At 47.3% G+C, this 19,942-nt stretch carries 24 protein-coding genes and 1 tRNA gene; 9 read left to right on the forward strand and 16 right to left on the reverse strand.

All coding sequences use genetic code 11. The features are described from left to right. Positions 1 to 103 precede the first annotated feature (103 nt). From glcT to nagE, 5 genes are all read left to right on the forward strand, one after another. On the forward strand, positions 104 to 961 hold the full coding sequence (gene glcT, locus HP570_RS25205; protein WP_064202267.1) for a glucose PTS transporter transcription antiterminator GlcT: 858 nt from the start codon (positions 104 to 106) through the stop codon (positions 959 to 961). 129 nt (positions 962 to 1,090) lie between these two features. Further along, entirely contained in the window at positions 1,091 to 1,588 is a 498-nt protein-coding gene (locus tag HP570_RS25210; protein WP_173627533.1) for a PTS sugar transporter subunit IIA, read from the forward strand. Positions 1,589 to 1,617: 29 nt separating this feature from the next. Then, the gene (locus HP570_RS25215; RefSeq protein WP_012683821.1) at positions 1,618 to 1,884 is read left to right on the forward strand and encodes an HPr family phosphocarrier protein; all 267 of its coding nucleotides are present in this window, start codon (positions 1,618 to 1,620) and stop codon (positions 1,882 to 1,884) included. 31 nt (positions 1,885 to 1,915) lie between these two features. Continuing rightward, complete coding sequence (gene ptsP, locus HP570_RS25220) at positions 1,916 to 3,628, forward strand: phosphoenolpyruvate--protein phosphotransferase (RefSeq protein WP_173627534.1); 1,713 nt, start codon at positions 1,916 to 1,918, stop codon at positions 3,626 to 3,628. 153 nt (positions 3,629 to 3,781) lie between these two features. Further along, complete coding sequence (gene nagE / locus HP570_RS25225) at positions 3,782 to 5,221, forward strand: N-acetylglucosamine-specific PTS transporter subunit IIBC (RefSeq protein ID WP_016740874.1); 1,440 nt, start codon at positions 3,782 to 3,784, stop codon at positions 5,219 to 5,221. Between the two features lie 18 nt (positions 5,222 to 5,239). On the opposite strand, the gene HP570_RS25230 is transcribed toward nagE, so the two are convergent. Then, positions 5,240 to 5,491 carry a hypothetical protein gene (locus HP570_RS25230; RefSeq protein ID WP_064202271.1) on the reverse strand — a complete coding sequence of 84 codons (252 nt, stop codon included), beginning with the start codon at positions 5,489 to 5,491 and terminating at the stop codon, positions 5,240 to 5,242. Between the two features lie 23 nt (positions 5,492 to 5,514). Next, entirely contained in the window at positions 5,515 to 5,727 is a 213-nt protein-coding gene (locus HP570_RS25235) for a helix-turn-helix domain-containing protein (protein ID WP_012683818.1), read from the reverse strand. 166 nt (positions 5,728 to 5,893) lie between these two features. Between HP570_RS25235 and HP570_RS25240 the strand changes: the two genes are divergently transcribed. Then, entirely contained in the window at positions 5,894 to 6,250 is a 357-nt protein-coding gene (locus tag HP570_RS25240; RefSeq protein ID WP_234126094.1) for a helix-turn-helix domain-containing protein, read from the forward strand. 99 nt (positions 6,251 to 6,349) lie between these two features. On the opposite strand, the gene HP570_RS25245 is transcribed toward HP570_RS25240, so the two are convergent. Next, positions 6,350 to 6,697 (reverse strand): winged helix-turn-helix transcriptional regulator, encoded by a 348-nt coding sequence (locus tag HP570_RS25245; protein ID WP_173627535.1) that lies wholly within the window; start codon positions 6,695 to 6,697, stop codon positions 6,350 to 6,352. A 197-nt stretch (positions 6,698 to 6,894) separates the two neighbouring features. On the opposite strand from HP570_RS25245, the gene HP570_RS25250 reads away from it, so the two are divergent. After that, entirely contained in the window at positions 6,895 to 7,305 is a 411-nt protein-coding gene (locus tag HP570_RS25250; RefSeq protein WP_012683815.1) for a DoxX family protein, read from the forward strand. 67 nt (positions 7,306 to 7,372) lie between these two features. On the opposite strand, the gene HP570_RS25255 is transcribed toward HP570_RS25250, so the two are convergent. Continuing rightward, positions 7,373 to 7,981 (reverse strand): hypothetical protein, encoded by a 609-nt coding sequence (locus tag HP570_RS25255; RefSeq protein WP_142498773.1) that lies wholly within the window; start codon positions 7,979 to 7,981, stop codon positions 7,373 to 7,375. A 94-nt stretch (positions 7,982 to 8,075) separates the two neighbouring features. On the opposite strand from HP570_RS25255, the gene HP570_RS25260 reads away from it, so the two are divergent. Then, positions 8,076 to 8,252, forward strand: a complete 177-nt coding sequence (locus HP570_RS25260) for a hypothetical protein (RefSeq protein WP_007719793.1) — start codon at positions 8,076 to 8,078, stop codon at positions 8,250 to 8,252. Between the two features lie 70 nt (positions 8,253 to 8,322). On the opposite strand, the gene HP570_RS25265 is transcribed toward HP570_RS25260, so the two are convergent. Both HP570_RS25265 and HP570_RS25270 read right to left on the reverse strand, forming a co-directional pair. Then, positions 8,323 to 9,504, reverse strand: a complete 1,182-nt coding sequence (locus HP570_RS25265) for a NupC/NupG family nucleoside CNT transporter (protein WP_173627536.1) — start codon at positions 9,502 to 9,504, stop codon at positions 8,323 to 8,325. Positions 9,505 to 9,607: 103 nt separating this feature from the next. After that, on the reverse strand, positions 9,608 to 10,015 hold the full coding sequence (locus tag HP570_RS25270) for a RidA family protein (protein ID WP_173627537.1): 408 nt from the start codon (positions 10,013 to 10,015) through the stop codon (positions 9,608 to 9,610). A gap of 101 nt (positions 10,016 to 10,116) precedes the next feature. Here HP570_RS25270 and HP570_RS25275 point away from each other — a divergent pair, with 101 nt between their 5' ends. Beyond that, positions 10,117 to 10,542 carry a DUF7832 domain-containing protein gene (locus HP570_RS25275; protein WP_087347098.1) on the forward strand — a complete coding sequence of 142 codons (426 nt, stop codon included), beginning with the start codon at positions 10,117 to 10,119 and terminating at the stop codon, positions 10,540 to 10,542. A gap of 38 nt (positions 10,543 to 10,580) precedes the next feature. Here HP570_RS25275 and HP570_RS25280 read toward each other — a convergent pair whose 3' ends face one another. From HP570_RS25280 to HP570_RS25325, 10 genes are all read right to left on the reverse strand, one after another. Beyond that, complete coding sequence (locus HP570_RS25280; protein ID WP_309139214.1) at positions 10,581 to 11,120, reverse strand: hypothetical protein; 540 nt, start codon at positions 11,118 to 11,120, stop codon at positions 10,581 to 10,583. A 134-nt stretch (positions 11,121 to 11,254) separates the two neighbouring features. Next, a tRNA-Arg gene (locus HP570_RS25285) sits at positions 11,255 to 11,331 on the reverse strand. Positions 11,332 to 11,428: 97 nt separating this feature from the next. Then, a complete protein-coding gene (locus HP570_RS25290; RefSeq protein ID WP_173627538.1) occupies positions 11,429 to 13,081 on the reverse strand; it encodes a YcdB/YcdC domain-containing protein in 1,653 nt (550 codons plus the stop codon). Then, a complete protein-coding gene (locus HP570_RS25295) occupies positions 13,068 to 13,604 on the reverse strand; it encodes an RNA polymerase sigma factor (RefSeq protein ID WP_173627539.1) in 537 nt (178 codons plus the stop codon). The genes HP570_RS25290 and HP570_RS25295 overlap by 14 nt, the downstream gene beginning before the upstream one ends. 47 nt (positions 13,605 to 13,651) lie before the next feature. Beyond that, on the reverse strand, positions 13,652 to 15,178 hold the full coding sequence (locus tag HP570_RS25300; protein ID WP_173627540.1) for a YcdB/YcdC domain-containing protein: 1,527 nt from the start codon (positions 15,176 to 15,178) through the stop codon (positions 13,652 to 13,654). 303 nt (positions 15,179 to 15,481) lie between these two features. Continuing rightward, positions 15,482 to 16,486 (reverse strand): histidinol phosphate phosphatase domain-containing protein, encoded by a 1,005-nt coding sequence (locus HP570_RS25305; RefSeq protein ID WP_173627541.1) that lies wholly within the window; start codon positions 16,484 to 16,486, stop codon positions 15,482 to 15,484. Then, the gene (locus HP570_RS25310; RefSeq protein WP_173627542.1) at positions 16,480 to 17,280 is read right to left on the reverse strand and encodes a DeoR/GlpR family DNA-binding transcription regulator; all 801 of its coding nucleotides are present in this window, start codon (positions 17,278 to 17,280) and stop codon (positions 16,480 to 16,482) included. Before HP570_RS25310 ends, HP570_RS25305 begins: the two co-directional genes overlap by 7 nt. Further along, positions 17,264 to 18,283, reverse strand: a complete 1,020-nt coding sequence (locus HP570_RS25315) for an ABC transporter ATP-binding protein (RefSeq protein WP_173627543.1) — start codon at positions 18,281 to 18,283, stop codon at positions 17,264 to 17,266. The genes HP570_RS25310 and HP570_RS25315 overlap by 17 nt, the downstream gene beginning before the upstream one ends. Beyond that, entirely contained in the window at positions 18,283 to 19,071 is a 789-nt protein-coding gene (locus HP570_RS25320) for an ABC transporter permease (RefSeq protein ID WP_012683806.1), read from the reverse strand. Before HP570_RS25320 ends, HP570_RS25315 begins: the two co-directional genes overlap by 1 nt. After that, positions 19,068 to 19,913, reverse strand: a complete 846-nt coding sequence (locus HP570_RS25325; protein ID WP_173627544.1) for an ABC transporter permease — start codon at positions 19,911 to 19,913, stop codon at positions 19,068 to 19,070. Before HP570_RS25325 ends, HP570_RS25320 begins: the two co-directional genes overlap by 4 nt. Positions 19,914 to 19,942: the final 29 nt, after the last annotated feature.

Here is a 19,942-nt window from a genome sequence, read left to right on the forward strand (position 1 = left end):
CGTCATGGTTCATCGGCGTTTTTCATTAAATTGGATGTGACCGCTTGCGGTAAGCAAATACGGTCATGGACCGTTTTTGTCTATCTAAAGGTGGTGGAATGGATTGTCCCGTGAAAAGGAAAAAACGTACGCAATTACGCGTGTGTTGAACCATAATGTCGTACTCGTGGAAGAACCCGGATCCGGACAAGAAATTGTCCTGTTCGGAAAAGGAATCGGATTTGGCGCAAAACCCGGGAATACCATCCCCGCCCATGACTTGCGAGTGGAAAAGCGCTTCAGGCTCGAAAATGAAAGTCATCAGAAGCAGTATCAGAACATTCTGAGCCAAGTAGATCCTGCTGTCGTAGGAATTGCGGAAGAAATCATCGCTCTCATTGCGAGTGAGATCACGCCAGAATTGAACGAACACGTCCACGTTGCCTTGCCTGACCATATCCAGTTTGCCATCTATCGGCTCAATAACGGCATGGAGATCGTGAATCCCTTCTTGTTCGAAATCCAGACGCTGTACACGAAGGAGTACGCACTAGCGAACCGGGCAGCGGATATGATCAAAAACGCATTCGACCTGGACATTCCCGACAGTGAAATCGGATTTCTGGCCTTGCACATTCATTCCGCGATCAGCTACGTCCCAGTAAAAAAGGCTGTCCAATTCACCAACATCATCACGGAGTTGGTAAGCCTGATTGAAGAGCGAACAGCCATTACGATTGAACGCAGTACGATTGATTACGTTCGCCTCATTACCCATTTGCGCTTTGCAGTTGAGCGCATCCGTCAACAAAAATTCATCAAGAACCCGCTTCTGGACCGAGTCAAAACCACCATGCCAGAAGCCTATCAATTGGCAACAGAGCTGGCTCAATACATCTCCACCCGTCTTGAGATCGCTGTACCAGAAGACGAGGTTGGTTACATGGCTCTGCACCTTTATCGCTTATTACAACAAAATTAAATCATAATCCTGCGTGTTACTAGCTCGACTAGGCATGAGCGGTGAGATCATACGGACATAGTAAGTATGTCGTCGTATGAATTCAACCGTCTCATGCCTTTTTTGGTTCAGACGCAAAAGGAGGATACTATGCTACGCAGTCTATTTTCCCGGAAAAAACAACAACAAGAGGTAACCTTTCTAGCACCATTAACAGGTACCGTACTCCCTCTGTCCGAAGTTCCTGATCCTGTATTCGCAGGTAAAGTCGTCGGTGATGGTGTAGCGATTCTGCCAAGTGCAGACACTCTCGTCTCCCCTGTCGATGGAAAGGTAACGCATCTTTTCCCTACTCACCATGCTATCGGGCTGTCGACTGAAAGTGGTCTTGAGATATTGATGCATATTGGAATTGATACCGTGAAATTAAACGGGAAGGGCTTTACCCCATTTGTCTCGGTTGGCGATCAAGTGAAAGCTGGCGACAAGCTCATCCAATTCGACAAGGGCGTACTGGAGGATGCGGGCTGTCCGATTGTGACACCCATCGTCATTACAAACGGTGATCGGGTTGCTGAAAAAAATGTAGTGGCAAAAGCAACTGTGCAAGCAGGTCAAGAGCCACTCATGACTGTCGTCTTAAAATAAACGAAGTGCATGGTTGGGGGAGGTACAACATGGTTCAATTTGAAGTAACCGTCAATGTAGAGGGTGGGCTCCACGCGAGACCGGCTGCTCTACTCGTGAATTGTTCGTCACAATCTCAGTCAAAGATTACGCTGAGCAAAGGGACAAAACACGCAGATGGCAAAAGCATTCTTGGCATCATGACGTTGGGTGTCTCCCAAGGCGATACCCTGACCGTTCAGATCGACGGAGCGGATGAACAAAACGTAGCAACTGCAATTCAACAGCTATTGGAGCAATCCTCGTCAAACATATAGTGTAAACGACGGACAGGAAGGTGAAGGATGTATGTTAAAAGGAATCCCGGTTTCCGCTGGCATTTCGATTGCCCCTGTTTTACGCCTCACACACGAAACAGCCATCACGCAGGCAGAGTCCATCACTCCAGTAGATACGACTCAGGAGCTTGGACTACTTAGCAAGAGTGTAGAACAAGCACGCGAACAACTAGAAAAGCTAAAAGAACAGACAGAGGAACAATTAGGCTCGGAAAAGGCAGCCATCCTCTCTGCTCATATCGCCTTTCTGGATGACCCGGCATTTGTCGGGGAGATGAGTGCGCTCATCGAAAATCAACAACTCGCGGCATCTACCGCCGTTTCGCAAGTAGCCGATCAGTTCATCGCTCTCTTTGAGAGTATGGACGATGCCTACATGAAAGAGCGCGCGGATGATATTCGTGATGTGAGCCGCCGTCTAATTCGAAATATTTCGGGCGGTGACACCATCATCTCCTACCCGGAGGAGCCTTTTATCCTGGTTGCATGGGACGTCACCCCATCCGAGACGCTTCAGCTTCCACTCCAGCATGTACGAGGAATTGTCACGGCAAAAGGCGGCGCTACCTCTCATGCAGCCATCTTGGCACGCTCTCTCGGAATTCCCGCTGTCATGGGCGTAGGCGATGCCTTGATGGAAAAAGTAGACTCCGGAAGCTTGCTGATCATCGATGGAACCTCTGGACAACTGATTGTTTCGCCTGATACGGATACACTGGCTACCTATCAGGAAAAAGCCGCGCAGGAAGAAAAGGAACGCCAATTGTACGAAGCCATTAAGGAACTGCCTGCCGAAACCACCGATGGCCACCGTGTTCACCTGATGGCAAACATGGCTGTGCCAGAAGAATCTGATGCATTGATCGCATCGGGTGTAGAAGGAATCGGCTTGTTCCGCTCCGAGTTTTTGTTCATGGATCGAAGCACCCTTCCCGATGAGGCCGAACAATTTGCTGCATACAAGCATGTAGCCGTTGCTTTTGGCGACAAGCCAGTCATCATTCGCACCTTGGATGTTGGCGGCGACAAGCATTTGCCAGCACTCGCGCTACCACAGGAGGAAAACCCGTTCCTTGGCTTCCGCGCCATGCGCATCTCGTTAGCCAGACCGGAATTGTTCCTGGTGCAATTACGCGCGCTCTTGCGTGCCAGTGCATTCGGTCGCCTGCTGATCATGTTCCCGATGATTTCCCATATGGAGCAGCTGCGTGAAGCCAAACGATTGCTCGAGCAGGCAAAAGCAGAGCTACGGGCAGAAGGGATCGCTTTTGACGAGAATATCGCAGTAGGCATGATGATGGAGATTCCGGGTGCCTGCCTGCAAGCAGATGCGTTTGCGAAAGAGGTAGATTTTTTTAGCATCGGCACGAATGATCTCGTTCAATATACGCTGGCAGTAGACCGGATGAATGCCAATATCGCCGAGCTGTACAGCTACTACCATCCAGCCGTATTACGACTGATTTCCCAAGTCATCGAAGCTTCCCATCGGGCAGGTATTTGGACCGGGCTGTGTGGGGAAATGGCGGGAGATCCGTTGGCAACCAAGCTCTTGCTCGGATTGGGGCTCGATGAGTTCAGCGGTGCCGCTTCGGTCATGCCAAAAGTCAAAGAACGTATCCGCTCCACCAGTTTAGAGGAAGCGAAAAGATTGGCTGAACACGTCCTTACACTCTCTACTGTAGACGAGGTCGTTCAGTATCTGAAAGACAAAGCCTTATAAAAGGTTTTGTCGCCCGAGTAGTGAAAGCGCTTCCAAATATATCGATCAGAATAGTCTCTCTCCGGCTTATTCCTTGTGCCCTCATCATTTTGCCATTCATCCGGAGAGCGGCTTCCCTGATAAATTCATCCCATTCCAAGGAGGTTTTATCCTATGCTCGCTTTTCTGCAAAAGATTGGGAGAGCCCTCATGCTCCCGGTCGCAACGTTGCCAGCCGCAGCGATTTTGCAAAGCTTTGGTCTTCTCAAATTCGAGAAGGATCTCAATCTCGGCGCCTTTGGTGCATTTATGGACACGTACATCGCTCCGCTTTTGGCTGCTGGCGGTTCAGCCATTTTTGACAACCTGGCATTAATCTTTGCTATCGGTGTTGCGATTGGCTTGGCTGGAGATGCTGTTGCTGCTTTGGCCGCCGTCATTGCCTACGTCGTATTGACGAAAGTACTTGCAGCTGTTCCTGCTGCCATGCCTTTCATTGCGGATGATGTAAAACTGAACATGGGTGTCATTGGCGGTATTTTAGCGGGTGCTATTGCAGCGTTCTTCTACAACCGCTACCATTCGATCAAGCTGCCTGAATGGCTAGGCTTCTTTGGTGGAAAACGCTTCGTCCCGATCGTCACTTCCCTTTCCATGGTTGTCGTCGGCTTGATTTTCGGAATCATTTGGGGGCCAATCCAGATTGCCCTTGACTCATTGGGTTCTTGGATCGTAGGTCTCGGCGCAACAGGTTCCTTCTTCTTCGGATTCTTCAACCGATTGCTCGTTCCATTTGGTCTGCACCACGTACTCAATGCGATTGCCTGGTTCCAAATCGGTGACTTTACAGATGCGACCGGAAAAGTGGTACACGGCGACTTACATCGTTTCTTTGCGGGAGACCCATCAGCAGGAATGTTTATGACTGGCTTCTATCCGATCATGATGTTCGCACTTCCTGGAGCGGCTTTCGCTATTATTCACTCAGCGCGTCCTGAAAAACGCAAAGTAGTTGCTTCTATGTTTATTGGTGCAGCTCTCGCTTCGTTCCTGACTGGTATTACCGAGGTAGTTGAGTTTGCGTTTATGTTTGCTGCTCCACTCTTGTATTTTGTTCACGCAATATTGACGGGTGTATCCGGGTATATCGTGACATCTTTGGGCATCAAGCACGGCTTCGGATTCTCAGCGGGTCTGATCGACTACGGTATCAACTACCATCTCTCTACGAATGCTTGGATGATCATCCCGATTGGTCTGGCATTCGCCGTGGTCTACTACGCCCTGTTCCGCTTCCTAATCGTGAAGCTGAACCTCAAGACACCGGGACGTGAGGATGACGAAGAAATGACAACTACAGCTACGGGAAGGAACAATTCGATGCAGGATAAAGCGATCCAAGTGCTCACTCACATTGGTGGAAAAGAAAACGTCGTTAGCGTAGACGCTTGCATCACTCGTTTGCGTCTCATCTTAAAGGACGACAAGAAGGTCAATGACAAAGCTTTGAAGGACCTCGGTGCAGCAGGTGTTATGCGACTGGGTCAAGGAAGCGTGCAAGTCGTCTTCGGAACCCATTCCGAGCTGCTAAAAGAAGAGATTAGCAAGCTGTAAAAGATAAAGAATGCCCGGTCACGGTGAAATCCGTACCGGGCTTTTTTCTGTTTCCTGAATGGGTAACGGACGCGACCCGGCATCATTCCCACCATGTGTCGTACTATATGGGCATCGCGCGTTGTTTTCCAACTCCTTTTCAAACATGACTAAGCGCTCGAGAAATCCCTCGCAAGCCGGCATACTCTGTGGCGCCATCATTTCAATTTCGTAAGCGACGGTCTTTCTCCATATTTCCAGCTGCCTTTTATTTGCCTCCCAAGCGTTCAATCCATCCCACCCCTTTTGCTAAATCAGCAAACCATTCTGATAAAAAGATCAAGCATGCTGCATCGTAGCTTTTTCGCCAACACTGGCAAATGATTAGCCTTGAAGTCATATTCTCCCTTCTCGTACTTCAAGTATGTCGAAGCATTTCGAAACCCGAGTGCTTCCGCCATTTCTTGCAAGGTTAGCTTGCACTCATTACGTCGTTGCGCGATAAACGGGAGGTTGAGCCGTTCCATCAGTTATCCCCTCCTGATTTGCAAAAATGGCAAATATTTATAGTTACATCATAGCCTTTCAATTTTAGCAAAGTCAATACAGTTTTTGTCATATTAGCAATCTTGTTTTTTCCGTTTTGGAAAATTGTTAGAATGGAATTGCCAAAACGATAGAGGTGGTCTCACGATGTCCATAGTTGGTCAACGCATAAAATGGCTGCGCGAACAAAAACAATGGTCACAACTTCAATTAGCTGAAAAGCTGGGCATACATAATACAGTACTTTCGCGGATCGAGTCAGGTGAAAAGAAGGGCGTCGATGTTCATCTGATTTCCAAAGTCGCAGATTTATTTGAAGTATCCACCGATTTTCTCCACGGTCGCACGGAGGAACCATCTTGGCAACGCGGTTCTGTCCGGGAAACACCGGCGACCTTTTTGGATGTTGATGGCCTGACAGAGAAGGATCTAATTGAGGTCAAGCGCCATATTGAATTTTTAAAGTGGAAGGCTTTGCAAGAAAAGAACGAAAATCCTTCTTAAAGATTAACTAACGGATAACAGAAAAACCCCTGTCTCCAGGGGTTTTCATCGTGGCAAGCGTCAGGCATACTCTCCTGATGCTTTTTTATATAGGCTATGTTATTCTTCGCTGTCGTTCGCCATTTCGTCTACATTCAACTCGATCCAGCTCTGCGACCAAGACTCAATTCCTTTGAGCACTGGAGTCAAAGCTTTCCCCATTTCCGTTAAGGAATACTCTACGCGGACAGGAGCAGAATCAGTAAACACCTGCCGATGCACGAGTCCTTCCTTCTCCAAATCCTTCAAACGCTCGGAAAGTAGCCTTCCGCTTACTGGCAGGGCCCCTTCCAATGCACAAAATCGCTGTGGTCCCGACAACAACTGGAATAGAATTAGACCTGTCCATCGCTTCCCCAACAACTGCATACCTTTTTCGAACTTTGGACAGAGGGTAGACTGCTTCATAGGTATCACCTCATTCTCCTTTCAGTATACCGCTCTTTGTTCCATCCATCAAAAGCAATGATTTGAATCAACCTTGAAAATCGCACTTGCCAACTACTGGGATTTTATTGAATCACTTGACTTAGGAAATTATTATTGTATACTTACTAACGAAAAGTAACTTTATTACGCATTTAAATTTTCGGAGGGATTCATACATGTCTAATCGTTTTGAATGGAGCACACTTATTCTACGTGTGATTGCTGGTCTGACTTTTGCCATTCACGGAGTGGCTAAATTCCAAATGGGGCTGGAGAATGTCGCTGGTTTCTTCGGGACCATGGGACTCCCTGCATTCATTGCTTATCTGGTAGCCTTCTTGGAGGTAGTAGGTGGTATTGCCTTGATTCTGGGTCTGGGTACTCGCGTGTTCGCAGGTGCGTTATCTGTTGTCATGCTTGGTGCGATCTTTAAGGCCAAGCTCGCTGCCGGCTTCATGGGCGGTGAAGGTGGAGCTGGTTATGAATTGGATCTGGCCTTGCTTGCGATGTTGGTTGCTCTTGGTATCAGCGGCAGCACCAAGTTCGCACTCGACGCAATTCTGTTTGGAAAGAGATCGGTGGAGTAATACCATTGTGAAACATATAAAAGCCAAGTCGAAGGGCACATTTGGGAGCCCTCTGACTTGGCTTTTTTTATTCCTTTTGCGGTGATTCCTCGATCATTTTTTTATTGATGACCCTTATTTTGTCTGCTGGTGATTGCTCGTCCTTTGCACTAATAAATACGGAGTTGTCACCCGCTTCAAAAAACATGACATAATCCTGGTCGGCCATGCTCTTCTCTTCACTAACGGGCGCCCCCAGATTTTTACGAATGGTGTCCAGATTCGTTTCATTGAGATGAAGACCGGCCAAATCAATTCCATATACGCGATCTTGCCCATCGAAATAAATGAGCGCACTCTTTAGCTTCTCAAAGACTTCATAACGCCCGCCATCCCAATAATCCTGTTTCGTTACCTTGCCGTATAGCGCAGAAACCTCATCCCGCTTCATCCCGATGTGGATATCGAAGCCACTGATTTCGTTTTTGGCAAGCAGTTTTAAAAATTGATCATCCAGAATGATTTGGCCCTCAGTAGTGGATTGATTTTCTTGCTTTTGGTCACCACCGGCATTTCCCGTCTCTTGCTTCTGCTCGGCTACAGGCTGTTGTTTAGAATCTGTTGGTACGCTCGTTTCAGATGAACAGCCTCCCACAATCAAACCTGCCATTACGGTCATACACACCCATTTTCTCATCCGAACTCGCTCCTTTTCTTCCTCTTGAATGGTCTCAACGCAACTTCATCACTCGTATGACGTATCTTTTAGTAAAAAGTGAGGTGTTGGTTGAATGCCACTCTGGTTACTCGTCGTACTTATTTTCGGAGGTCTCTTGCTGATTGGAGCTATCATCGATTGGATTGCCAAGCGCCGGAAGCAGAGAGTCCTCATAGAGCGTAACAACCGTGATTCCCATTCCTTTGATGAAGGATACGATCCGAGAAATAAAGACGAATATCTCAATTGATAGACGCTACTCCCCATCATTTGGTTACGAAACTGTCCCTAACAAAAAAAGACCCCGGAAAGGGTCCCCTTCACACCACAACGCTGATGATAATTCCTGATAAAATGCTGACGAGTGTTGCCCCGTATAACAGCCTCAATCCAAACCGGGCGACGACATTTCCTTGTCTTTCATTCAAGCCTTTTACCGCACCAACAATTGTCCCGATGGAGCCAAAGTTCGCAAACGAGATCAAAAACACAGACACGATGGCGATCGTTCTTTCGCTTAACTGGCTTTGAATCTTCGTAAATTCGAGGATGGCGACAAACTCGTTGGCCACAATTTTGGTAGCCATGATACTACCCGCTTGTACAGCTTCGTGCCAGGGAACCCCCATAAGAAAGGCGAGCGGGGCAAAGACGTACCCTAACAAAGCTTGGAACGAGATACCGAATACTGCACTGAATAACCCGTTCACCATCGCAATGAGTGCAATAAACCCGAGCAACATCGCAGCAACGACCACGGCTACTTTAAATCCATCCAGAATGTACTCCCCGAGCATTTCAAAGAAGGCCTGTTTCTCTCCCTTCTCTTGATCCAATAAGTCATCTTCCGGCTCCACTTCATACGGCGTAATAATGGAAGCAATGATAAAACCACCAAATAAGTTGAGTACCAATGCAGCTACCACATACTCCGGCTTGACCATGGTCATGAAGGAACCCACAATCGACATAGATACGGTGGACATCGCAGAGGCGCACAGCGTATACAGCCTGTTTTCGGGAATGGCACCGAGCTGTTTTTTCACGGTAATAAACACTTCGGACTGCCCAACAATCGCCGAAGCAATCGCATTATAAGACTCCAATTTTCCCATGCCATTCACTTTACTCAATACGAGCCCTACGTACTGAATGAATAAAGGGAGGATCCTCGTGTACTGCAAAATGCCGATCAGTGCCGATATGAACACAATGGGCAGCAAAACTTGCAAGAAAAACGGCGTCGCACCCGGATTCGCAATGCCACCGAAGACAAAATTAATCCCTTCGTAGGCATACTTCAGGAGTGTGGAAAAACTGTTGGCAATGCCTGATATGAGAATGAGTCCAATACTGGTTCGCAACAGCAGCAAGCCAAGTACGATCTGAATCAGAATCATGATGAGGATAGGGCGATACCGAATGTGCTTTTTATCACTACTTGCCAGCCAAGCAAGCAAAAAAACTGTAATCAAACCTATTCCTGCGATGATATAATTCATGCAACCAACTCCGATCCGCTTATCTCGCTCCATAATCTTCCCAAATGAGCATAAAAAAACCCTTCTGAACGATGAATAATCGAACAGAAGGGGGATGAGACAACTACACATCTGCCACGGCAATGGCTTCAATCTCGATCAACAGCTCTTCCCTAATGAGCTTGCTCACTTCAACAGCAGAGCTCGCTGGCGGGGTTTCTGTATTCACGTACTGATCTCGAATCTCACGGACAATGTGCATCTTGGAGATGTCCGTCACGAAAAAGGTTAATTTCACTACATGATCAAAGCTGACACCTGCCGCTTCTAACGCGAATTGGATATTTTCGAAAACTTGTTTTGTCTGTGCAGCTAAATCACCTGTGCCGACCACTTGGCCCTCCTTGTTGAGAGCCACCTGACCCGATACATAAATCGTCCGTGCGTTGCGAACCTCCACTGCATGGGTGTAGCCGAATGTAGGTGGCATTGTTTCAGGGTTAATGAATTTGATTTGCTTATCATTTTGCATCCGACATGCTCCTCCGATTCACATTTGTTGGTAAACTATTCTATCATACCCAAAAAATTCTGACCATTCATCCAGTTATCAAAGAAAGAGAGGATTTGCTAATGACAACGGTATACGATAAAGCGAAATATCATTACGAAAACTTTGAGGAGGATCTTCCTCGAAAACAGGCATATGTACATACAGGCTTTTTCATTGGCTGGTTGATTGAAAATGATATGGTTAGCGAGGATTTCCAAAAAAGTTACGAAAACCTAATCGCTGAATTTAAACAAAGGAAGATGACTGGTCCTGAGGTCTATGAGAAGACGGGTGGAGTATTGGCTAAAGACATGTTAAATGAAGAAGGAAACCAGTTCGCGATGTTTTACTTCGATTTCGAAACTGGGGAGTATCGCTATCATTATCTAGAAGCGTTTGATTGCGAGCCAAGTGTGTATCACGTGGAAGATACTTGGGAGAATTACGACCATCTTAAAGATTGGATCGACAATGAGTACGAGTACTGGTGCGAGAAAAATAAATAAGACCGCGTGACTACGCGGCCTACAATCAAGTCGCTATTTTATTTCTTCAGGATGAAATCAGACATGACTGCCTTTTCCCATTGGACTCCTTTTGGACTCACATTGGTGTAAAGCGTTATGGAGTCCGCATCTTCCATTACCGCTTTCAAATGAAAATTCATGTCCTTGGGCTGCAAATACTCATCATACAGCTGTTTGTAGTTGGGGTCGTTCTTTTCTTTTGCAGCCTTGATGTAGTCTACGGTGTCAGGGTCTTTGTCAAAGTTTTTGTATTTCACTTGATATCCGAATGTCGCTTCTACTTTTCCATCTACGGTTTTCTCTTCATAATCCGTTAGGGTAAACTCGAGCAGCTCATAGTAAGGGGAGAAAGCCTTGTTGCTCTCTTCTTGCAAATAGCCCGCAATTTTGTCAAAGCTTGTAGTGCTGTCCACCGATTGTTTCTGTTCTGTGCCAGTGTTCACTGCCTCTTTTGCAGGTGGCGCGGCAGTCTGATTTTGTACGACCGCATCTGAGCTACAGCCGCTAAAGAAAATAGCCAAGACCATGCTTACGATCACTTTTTTCAAAGGAAACACCCCTTATCTCCAGCGTTTTTTGCTACAAGGTATACGTGTGAGACATGATCTACGTCTCAGTATTTTCCAAATAAACGATGAGAGGGGATGCATAAAAAAGAAAAAACCTTGATACACCAAGGTTTTTCCTACAATGGCGTCCCCGAGAGGATTCGAACCTCCGACCTACAGTTTAGGAAACCGTTGCTCTATCCTGCTGAGCTACGGGGACATTTTACATTCACTTCCATTATAGTGAAATCGCTCGATTTTGGCAATCGAGGACCAGGTGACCATGCCCGGTCCTCCTTTGTTTATTTGTCATTTGATCACGGTTCTTCCTGTGTCCGTTCCAGTACAGCTCCGGTGATCGCATCAATGTATGTTTTGATTCCTTTTTCCTTGTAAACACGGTAGACAAGAAGCGCTTGCTTGTCAGATGTCCCCTTTTTACCCGTAAAAATATACGCAAGCTCCAGAGGATGATTTTTTCTTAGTGTTGCCTCAGCAACTTGTTTGGAAATTGCCTTGGCAGGATCGGGATAGCTCGTGGCCCCCTTTCCAAACGCACCTGACATGCCGACAACTTCCCCTGTGTTCGTATCCATAATCACTTCATAGGAGTGATCCACAACGGGAATGCCCTGATACAGCTTGGTAAATCGAAAGCGAACCTCTGCTGCTTCCCTGCTGATGCTTGTCAGCTCCAGCTCTTTGATTGTCTTGTCCAAGTAACGCTGCAAATGCTCAATCGCAGGCTGTAACAAGGCTTCCGGCAAAACTTCCTGATTTTCTCCAGAAAAGGACCTTGCTCCTTGTTTGCTATTGATCCGATAAGATAGCAATTGCCCATTTTCATGTACTCGAGCCGTCAGTTCATTTTCTTTCTTCTCCCACTGATACTCCCGTATCCCGTCTCTCCCTACAGATGTCGTCCCTTTCCAATTATCGAAAGAAAATGGCAAAGCGAATTCCTGAATTAGCAAGGAAAGTGTCTCTTCACTTGCACCGGCTTTTAACGTTCTCCCCTCAGCAGCTATTGGTACGATGCGTTTTCCCTCATCTCTCTGTATGGGAACGCCTTGACCAGTGACCAAAGCTCCTGTATTGGCATCAATGAACCCGGCAATGTCAAGCTCGTAGTGTAAGGAAGCTACTTCCTCCCCTTTTTCCCGGTAAACCAACCGCAATGTCGAAGCAAGCGCCTCTTCCGCCTTTTCTTTGGATAGTACGGCCGTTGGTTTGGGAATCTGCGCAAGAGACGGAAGTTGATCGGAGTCCTGAAGGATTTGAAAATTGGATACCTGATCGTCATTCATTTTAACGGTGTAGCTTGCTTCATAAAACGGTATGCCATGAACAACCCGACTAAACCCAATGGTTCCTCGTTTTAGATCAGACTGGGAAGGATTGTATTGGTAATGCTCTCCTTGTTCACCCAGCATCTCCAGCACGTATGTTTTTGCTTTTTTCACCAAGGGAGGGATTGGTATTGCATCGGTTACGGCATCTGTCTGCTTGAGCGGGGAGGTAGCTACTGGTGGTAAAGCCTTTTCTGGCTGTTTCTTGTGCTCTGTACGTACAGTAGTCGTCTTTGGCCGATTTGTTTCGGGAGGACGATTCACGACTTTATTCTCTTTTGGCGTGCTTGCTGGAGGAGGAGAAAACGGCGGCGTTGTCGATTCGGGAGTAGGTGCAGGAACAATGGTTGCAGAAGGTTGCTCATGCTTGATGGTATGCTCCCACAGAGTTTGAAGGCTCTGCTGCCCACTCTCTGTGGACACCCATCCTCCCAACAAAACGATTGCTGCAACGCCAGCCACTCGATTTGCCACACGTTGAAAATGCAAACGACGCATCAGTTGATTTGTACGTAATTGTAAACGATGATGAGTCTCCCTGACGTATTCCGGGCGAGGTGGTGATTCCGTTTCCTTTAGCCGTTTCAGTCGTTTTTCCAGCTCTTCTTCATGCCAGCTCATGTGGAACCCCCCCTTTCACCGAATCCTTCAGGAAGTGCTGAAGCTTTTTCAGCGCCCGATGATAAATAACCTTGACCTTGGCCTCCGAAATAGCCAGAAGTTCCGCCGTCTCCCTGATGCTGTACCCTTCCACACTGCGCAAGATGACGACCATACGATAAGATGGTTTTAGTCTTTGCAACGCATCCTTGATCTCCCGCATTTCTTCCTTGTTATCCAGCTCTACTTCTGGTATCCCTTGCTTTGCTGTTAACCGCATCAGCCAGTTTTCGGAAACCAGTTCATACAGCTTATGCTTGCGATAATGGTCGATCGCAATATGCTTTGCGATGGAGAATAACCAAGTCTTTACTGCTACTCGCCCGTCGTAAGTCGGCAATGCTTTCACGACACGAGTAAACACCTCTTGCGTCAAATCTTCGGTTTCATTCTGATTGCCCGTGAAATGCAGCAAGAAGCAGTAAACAGCCAGGTAGTGCTGTTCATAGATGCTCCCCATTTTCTCATTGAGGTCGTCATACATGCGCGCCCTCCTTTCTCCGCGTGTTTTCTATCCTTGGTCAAGATACATCAATCAGCCTCTTGGTCCTCATCCTCCTGAACAACCTTTCCTGTTAACGCATCAATTTGTTTATTTACCGTTGTATAGATCGTGGCCAGTTTGTATACCAAAAGTACCTTATTCCCGTTATTTTCAGGATAAAAATACTCCAGTTGAAATTTCTTGAGGAATTCCTGCGCAGCCTGTTCCGCCGTTACCCCTGCCTTCAAGTCAGGTAGCTGTTCGGTGAATTTCGCTTTGCTAGTCGTGTCCATTCTCATGACCTTTCCGTTAACGATGTAGACATAGAAGCTTCTGTCTCGTACGGGTATCCCCTGGTGCACCTTGACGAACTCAAATTCGAAGCTCCCATTTCCTTCGCCATTGATATGCTTTGAACTACCGATTTCCATCATTTCTTTCATATCAATGGGTAGGTATTTCTCCATTTCCTTGATTGCTAGCGAACGCGCTTCTTCCCTCGTCACACTATCTTTCTTAATTATTGTCACTTCTTTTGAAAAAGACAGAATCTCTCCTGTTTTCTCCACAACAGTTACTACCGTTTCATCGTCGGTTTCTTCCTTCCATGTAAATACCTTGATCCCCGTTTTCGGAAAACTCTCTTCCTTCCATTCCTCTGCTTTTATGTCTACGTTAAATTCCTGTTTGACGTATGAGGAAACTTCCTCTTTCGTTTTGGCTGTCAGTTTATTCGTTTTCGGCGCAACTTTCACGATTTCTCCGGGCAGGTCGTACTTCTGTTCCGACACGTACAAGGACTTCCCTGTCGTTGCATCCAGATATCCGGAAAACATGGGCTTATACGCAAGCAGCTTCTGATCGGCCCAATAGGACAATTTCATGTGGGAAGCTACTGTTTTTGTCATTTGTTCCTTTGCCAATGCTTCTTTGGGATCGGGGAAAGAGGTCTTTTCGATTGAAGGGATGTCATAGGGAAAACCCCCATTTGGTCCGCCGGAGACAACCTCACCTTTGGCATTCAACTCTAGGCGTGTATTCAAATTCGGATAGAGTAAACCATTTACGGATTTGGAAAACACAATGCCGCCTCCACCCTCTACAGTGAAGACCTGATTAAGCTGATAACCATCCATATCTGGACCGTACCACTCTTTTAGAAAAGCGGTTGCCTTTTCTTTGGACTCCTGCCAGGTTGGTTTCTTTTCATCTTCCGGTTCCTCTGCTGCTAGCCTGAAACTTATTAATTTCCCAGTTTTCGCTTCAAATTCGATGTCTACTCTCGGCTCATTTTGGTCTTTTTCTTTTCTCAGCTGAACAAAGATAATGTTCGGTCTCTTTTTATCAAGTGTTACCGTCTTGAACGTATACTCCTTGAGATACGGCAATAGTTTCCCCGCTTTGACAAGTGCTTCGTCTACTGTTTTCATGACATCATCCGTTACACTTGCTTGATTTCCTGCTGATAACGTTGTTTGCTGATACTCTCCTTGGGTGGCTAAAGCTACAGGCGTGGAGGCCAGAACACAGATGGCTCCCATCACACATACAGCTTGCGAAAATTTTTTCTTCATAGGTTCTCTCCTTTGTATTGGTTGCTTGGATGCTGCTTGCTCTTGATTTACATTGACTTATTCGTAGAATCGACCAAAAGGTTACACTTTCCAGTAAAAACATAAAAACCCTGCCGTGGTAGTCTTACCTCTGCCAAGCAGACAGAACTAAAAAAGTCTAAGCAGCCAGTGTGATTCGGTATTCTACCGGGGCAATGGCTTGAACAAATACAAGTAAGATCTAAAGACAACAAAAAAACCTTGGCATTCCAAGGTCTTTTGCTTCTCAATCCTATTTTGCTCAAAACATACTACTTTTCACAGTCAAGCAAAGCGGATTGGCTTCATGATCCGTTGACGACCGGAAAAAGTGGCAATCTCCGTTACCCCCATTGAATCGAGGATCTCCAGATTCACCGCCACATATCTGCCAATATCATCAGGAAAGTGCGCGTCAGACGAGAGTGTCAGTGGAACACCATGCGCCACCAAAACATCGAGGAAAGCGGGACTGGGGCACATTTCCTGAACGGGATAGCGGTAGTACAAGCCCGCATTGATTTCGGTCGCTGTATCCGTTTCCTTCAAAGCAGTTGCGATTCGGTGGTAATAAGGAACAAGCTCCAATTCCTCTGGACGATAGGAGAACACTTTCAAATTGTCCAGATGGGCAACAAAATCAAACAAGTTGCTCCTGATCATGGACTCAACTGTGTGGAAAAAGTCCGTGTATAGCTGTTTCAGGTCATGCTGCTCAAACAGATGGCGAGTCTCGGGATTGTCAAAGCCCCATCCTTGCAAAAAATGAACAGAACCGATCACATAATCCCACGAAGCACCTGCGAGCAAGCTTTCCAATTCTGCTTCCCCGCCGATAAAGTAATCCGCTTCCAGCCCCAACCGCAACTCCACACCGCTTGCCGACCAACGCTGCTTTGCTTCCTCAATGGCGACACAAAAGTCACTGAGGCTCTCAGTGCATACTTGATCAAGCCACGTTCGCTGCAAACGACCCAACTCGGTGTCCCCCAGCTCCATATACCGTTCAAAGTAAGGACGGGCTTCACGAAAGCGGTATAAATGATCGACGATCCCCACTTCCTTCAAGCCTTTGTTTAACGCTTCACGTAAATACAGATCGATCCAGGATGGGTCGTATGCCCCCAAAGACATGCGGTTATTTAATCGCGCAATACTGTCCAGCAGCCAGGCACGGGTATGTCGAGGTTCAGTCAACGGATAAAAATGGTCGAGGGCCATATTGGTACGGTCGAGCCAACGCAATGAAAAAGGCCCTTCTTCTAGATGAAGATGATAGTCGATCAACATGTGAAATCTCTCCTTCCCGGATGTTCGCTTATCCAGGTAGTTTGCATGCCAGACGATAGCCATTCATTCGGCATCGGCTGGTCACAAACAACCGCGCTGACATCCTGCCAGCCGCAAATACGAAAAAATTGCGTTTGGCCGATCTTCGATGTGTCTCCCAATACATAGACTTGCTCCGATCGCTGTACCATCATGGTCGAGCACAGCGTTTCTTCCATGTCATAATCGGTGAAGCCATCAGCCGTTATCCCTCCACAAGAAATGAACGCTTTATCAAAATGAAAACGAGAGAGTAGCTCGCAGGTAAACGCCCCAGCAACCGATTTTTGGGCCGGATGGGTCAGCCCCCCCAGCATAATGACCTGACCATTGAATTGATTGACTTCCAACAGCTCGTTTAGTAAAGAAGCGGCGGGTAGTGAATTCGTGACAATCGTTAATTGATTGAGGCCCTTGATAGCACGTGCCAATTCCAGTGTTGTCGTCCCGACATCGAGCGCGATAGTATCCCCGTCAGACAAAAGTTCTGCCGCGATCTGCCCGATTTTCGTTTTTGCCGTCTGTTGGATCGCCTGTTTCTTTTCAAAATGCGGCTCGCGTTTCGCCAAATGATAAGGGATCGCTCCTCCGTACACTCGCTTTAACAAACGCTGCTGCTCCAACTGGTCCAGATCACGTCGTATGGTCTCCGGTGTTACTGCCAGGGTTTTAGCCAGACTCATCACCTGAATTTTACCGTGGCGGTTCAATTCGTCGAGAATCACTTGCTGTCGTTCTTCAGGCAATAGTGTCATAAAGCGGAATCACATCCTTGGGACTTACATACAATGTTTTTGTTGTGCCTATCTGCTCCTGCTCTAAGGACAGGTGAAGAGTGTCCACCAGTACAGGAACATCACCAATGTTCAGCTCGTAACGGGTAATGTTTCCGAGCATGGTTACCTGAGCGATATTCCCGGTCAAACAGATGTCCTCCCCATTCAAAGGCTGCTCACGAAACGTCTCAGGGCGGATTGCAAAACGTTCAACTGCCGGATGGGACAGTTTAGGCATGATTCGGGTAAGCTGTTCGGCAGTCAGCACGTTGTAATTGCCAATGAAGCGAGCGACAAATTCAGAACGAGGTTGCGTGTAAATCTCTTGAGGACTGCCGTGCTGAACAATTCGTCCGCCATTCATGATGTAGATGCGATCACTGACAGCCATGGCTTCTTCTTGATCGTGAGTAACCAGCACAGTCGTCATATTTAACTCACGTTGGATGGTGCGTAGCTGCTTTTGCAAATTTTTACGAATCTGGGCATCAAGCGCACTAAGTGGCTCATCGAGCAAAAGTACTTTTGGCTGGGTGACCAGAGAACGAGCAAGTGCGACACGCTGCTGCTGACCACCAGACAATTCTCGTGGGTAAGCCTGCTCCTTTCCCACCAATCCCACCAGCTCAATCATTTCCTGGACACGCAGACGAATCTCCGTTTTCGAGATTTTGTTCATTTCCAGGCCAAAGGCAATGTTTTGACTGACCGTAAGATTGGGAAAGAGCGCATACGATTGGAACACCATGCCGATCTGCCTGTTTTTTGGCGACACGTCCGTCACATCTTTGCCGTCAATGTAGATCATGCCTGTATCAGGAGCCGTCAAACCACTGAGGATGCGTAACAGCGTACTTTTGCCACACCCGCTAGGGCCAAGCAAGGTAACCAGCTCGCCTTTTTCAATCGCAAGATCAAGTTGCTGCAGCACGTGTTGACCGTGAAAGGTTTTGGACAAGTTTTTGATTTGGACGTAACTCATCAGGGGACCTCCTTGCGTGCGAAGCTTCGGCGCGTGAATTTTACAACCAGGCCAGTGATAATAGCCATCAGGACAAAATAAGTGACCGTAATCGCGCTGGCGACATGTCCACTTGACGATAGCTTGGCGTACAGATACATCTGCAGGGTTTCGTACCTTCCTCCCACCAGGATGTTAATCAATACGAATTCACCAAATAAAATGGAGAACGACAAGAGTGAGGACACGAAAATTCCAGACATGATATTCGGGACGATAATCCGTACGAAGGCCTGCCAGTGGCTCGCACCCAATAGCTCGGCTGCCTCCATCAACGAACGTGCCTGCATGGCAAGCAGGCTGTTGCGCGTTCCCTGATAAAGATACGGAAGCAAACCGACCAAATACGCCCCCGCTGTAATGATCACCATGGGAATTCCGTTTCCTGAATAAGTCCGGATCAATCCGACCGCCATAATAACACCGGGAACGGCGTAGGTCAGCATCACCAAAATCTGAACCAGCCTCTCCATCCTGGGAGCGTAGACGATAATGGAGAATACAGCAGGAACAATAATGACGACGGCAACGACTGTCGTCAGAAAGCTGAGCAGAAAGGAACGCCCGAATGCCTGCAAGAATCGGGGATCGGCATACAGCTCCGCAAACCATTTTCCTGTGAGTCCTTCCGGCAAAACCGTGCTATTCCACTCGGTTGCCAATGAGTAAAGGATGGTAGCAGCTACTGGCAAAAACAAATACAGCATGACCAACGCAAACGACAAGGATGGCAAACTGATCCGCTTCAAGATAAATCCCTCCGAATCTTCCGCGTCAGCCACTCGTTCACGAGCAGGGCGGCGGCAAGCGTCAGGCCAAGCAGTACTGCGAGTGCGCTACCTAGCTCGGGTCTTGCAAAAATGTCGCCAGATACTAGTGCACCAATCCGGATGGGCACCAGATTGTAGTTACTCCCGGTGAGCGCGTAGGCAGAAGCATAAGCACCCATTGCATTGGCAAACAGAATGCTGAATGTGCCGACGATGCCCGGAAGGAGTACCGGAAACCCGATTCTCAGCCAAAACTCCCATGGACTTGCCCCAAGCAGCTCGGCCGCTTCCATCCATTGCTTCTGAATAGCGTTGTACAGGGGATACAAAAGCATTACCGCCAGAGGCAGTTGAAAATAAATATACACAAGCGTCAAGCCGCTCCACGAATACAGAGTAAAGGACTGACCAAAATCAATCCCCAGTTGCCTCGCTAGCAAAACAAACAATCCACTGTTTCCCAACAGGACAATGAAGGCAAAAGCGAGCGGAATCCCCGCAAAATTGGAGGTTAGATTGGTAATGACAAGCACTCGCTGTTGCAGAGCCTGTGGGAAACGGGTAATCGCATAGGTGGCAAAAACAGCAACGACGATTCCAATGAGAGCAGACAGAAACGAGATGAGCACACTGTTCTCAAAAGCCTGCAAGTAATACGGATTTGAAAAAATCTCACGATAGTGACTCATGGTAAAACCGCCGCCCCCCTCGGCCTGGAAGCTCCCTCCAATCATGGAAAGCAACGGGACGAGAAGAAACAGAGCGATCATTGCAAAGAACGGAATCGTCGTGACCCAAAACATACTGACAAATCGTTTCATCGCAAAAGCTCCTTTCTTAGAGGAAAAGA

Source organism: Brevibacillus sp. RS1.1, from assembly GCF_013284365.1.
Classification (GTDB): domain Bacteria; phylum Bacillota; class Bacilli; order Brevibacillales; family Brevibacillaceae; genus Brevibacillus; species Brevibacillus brevis_D.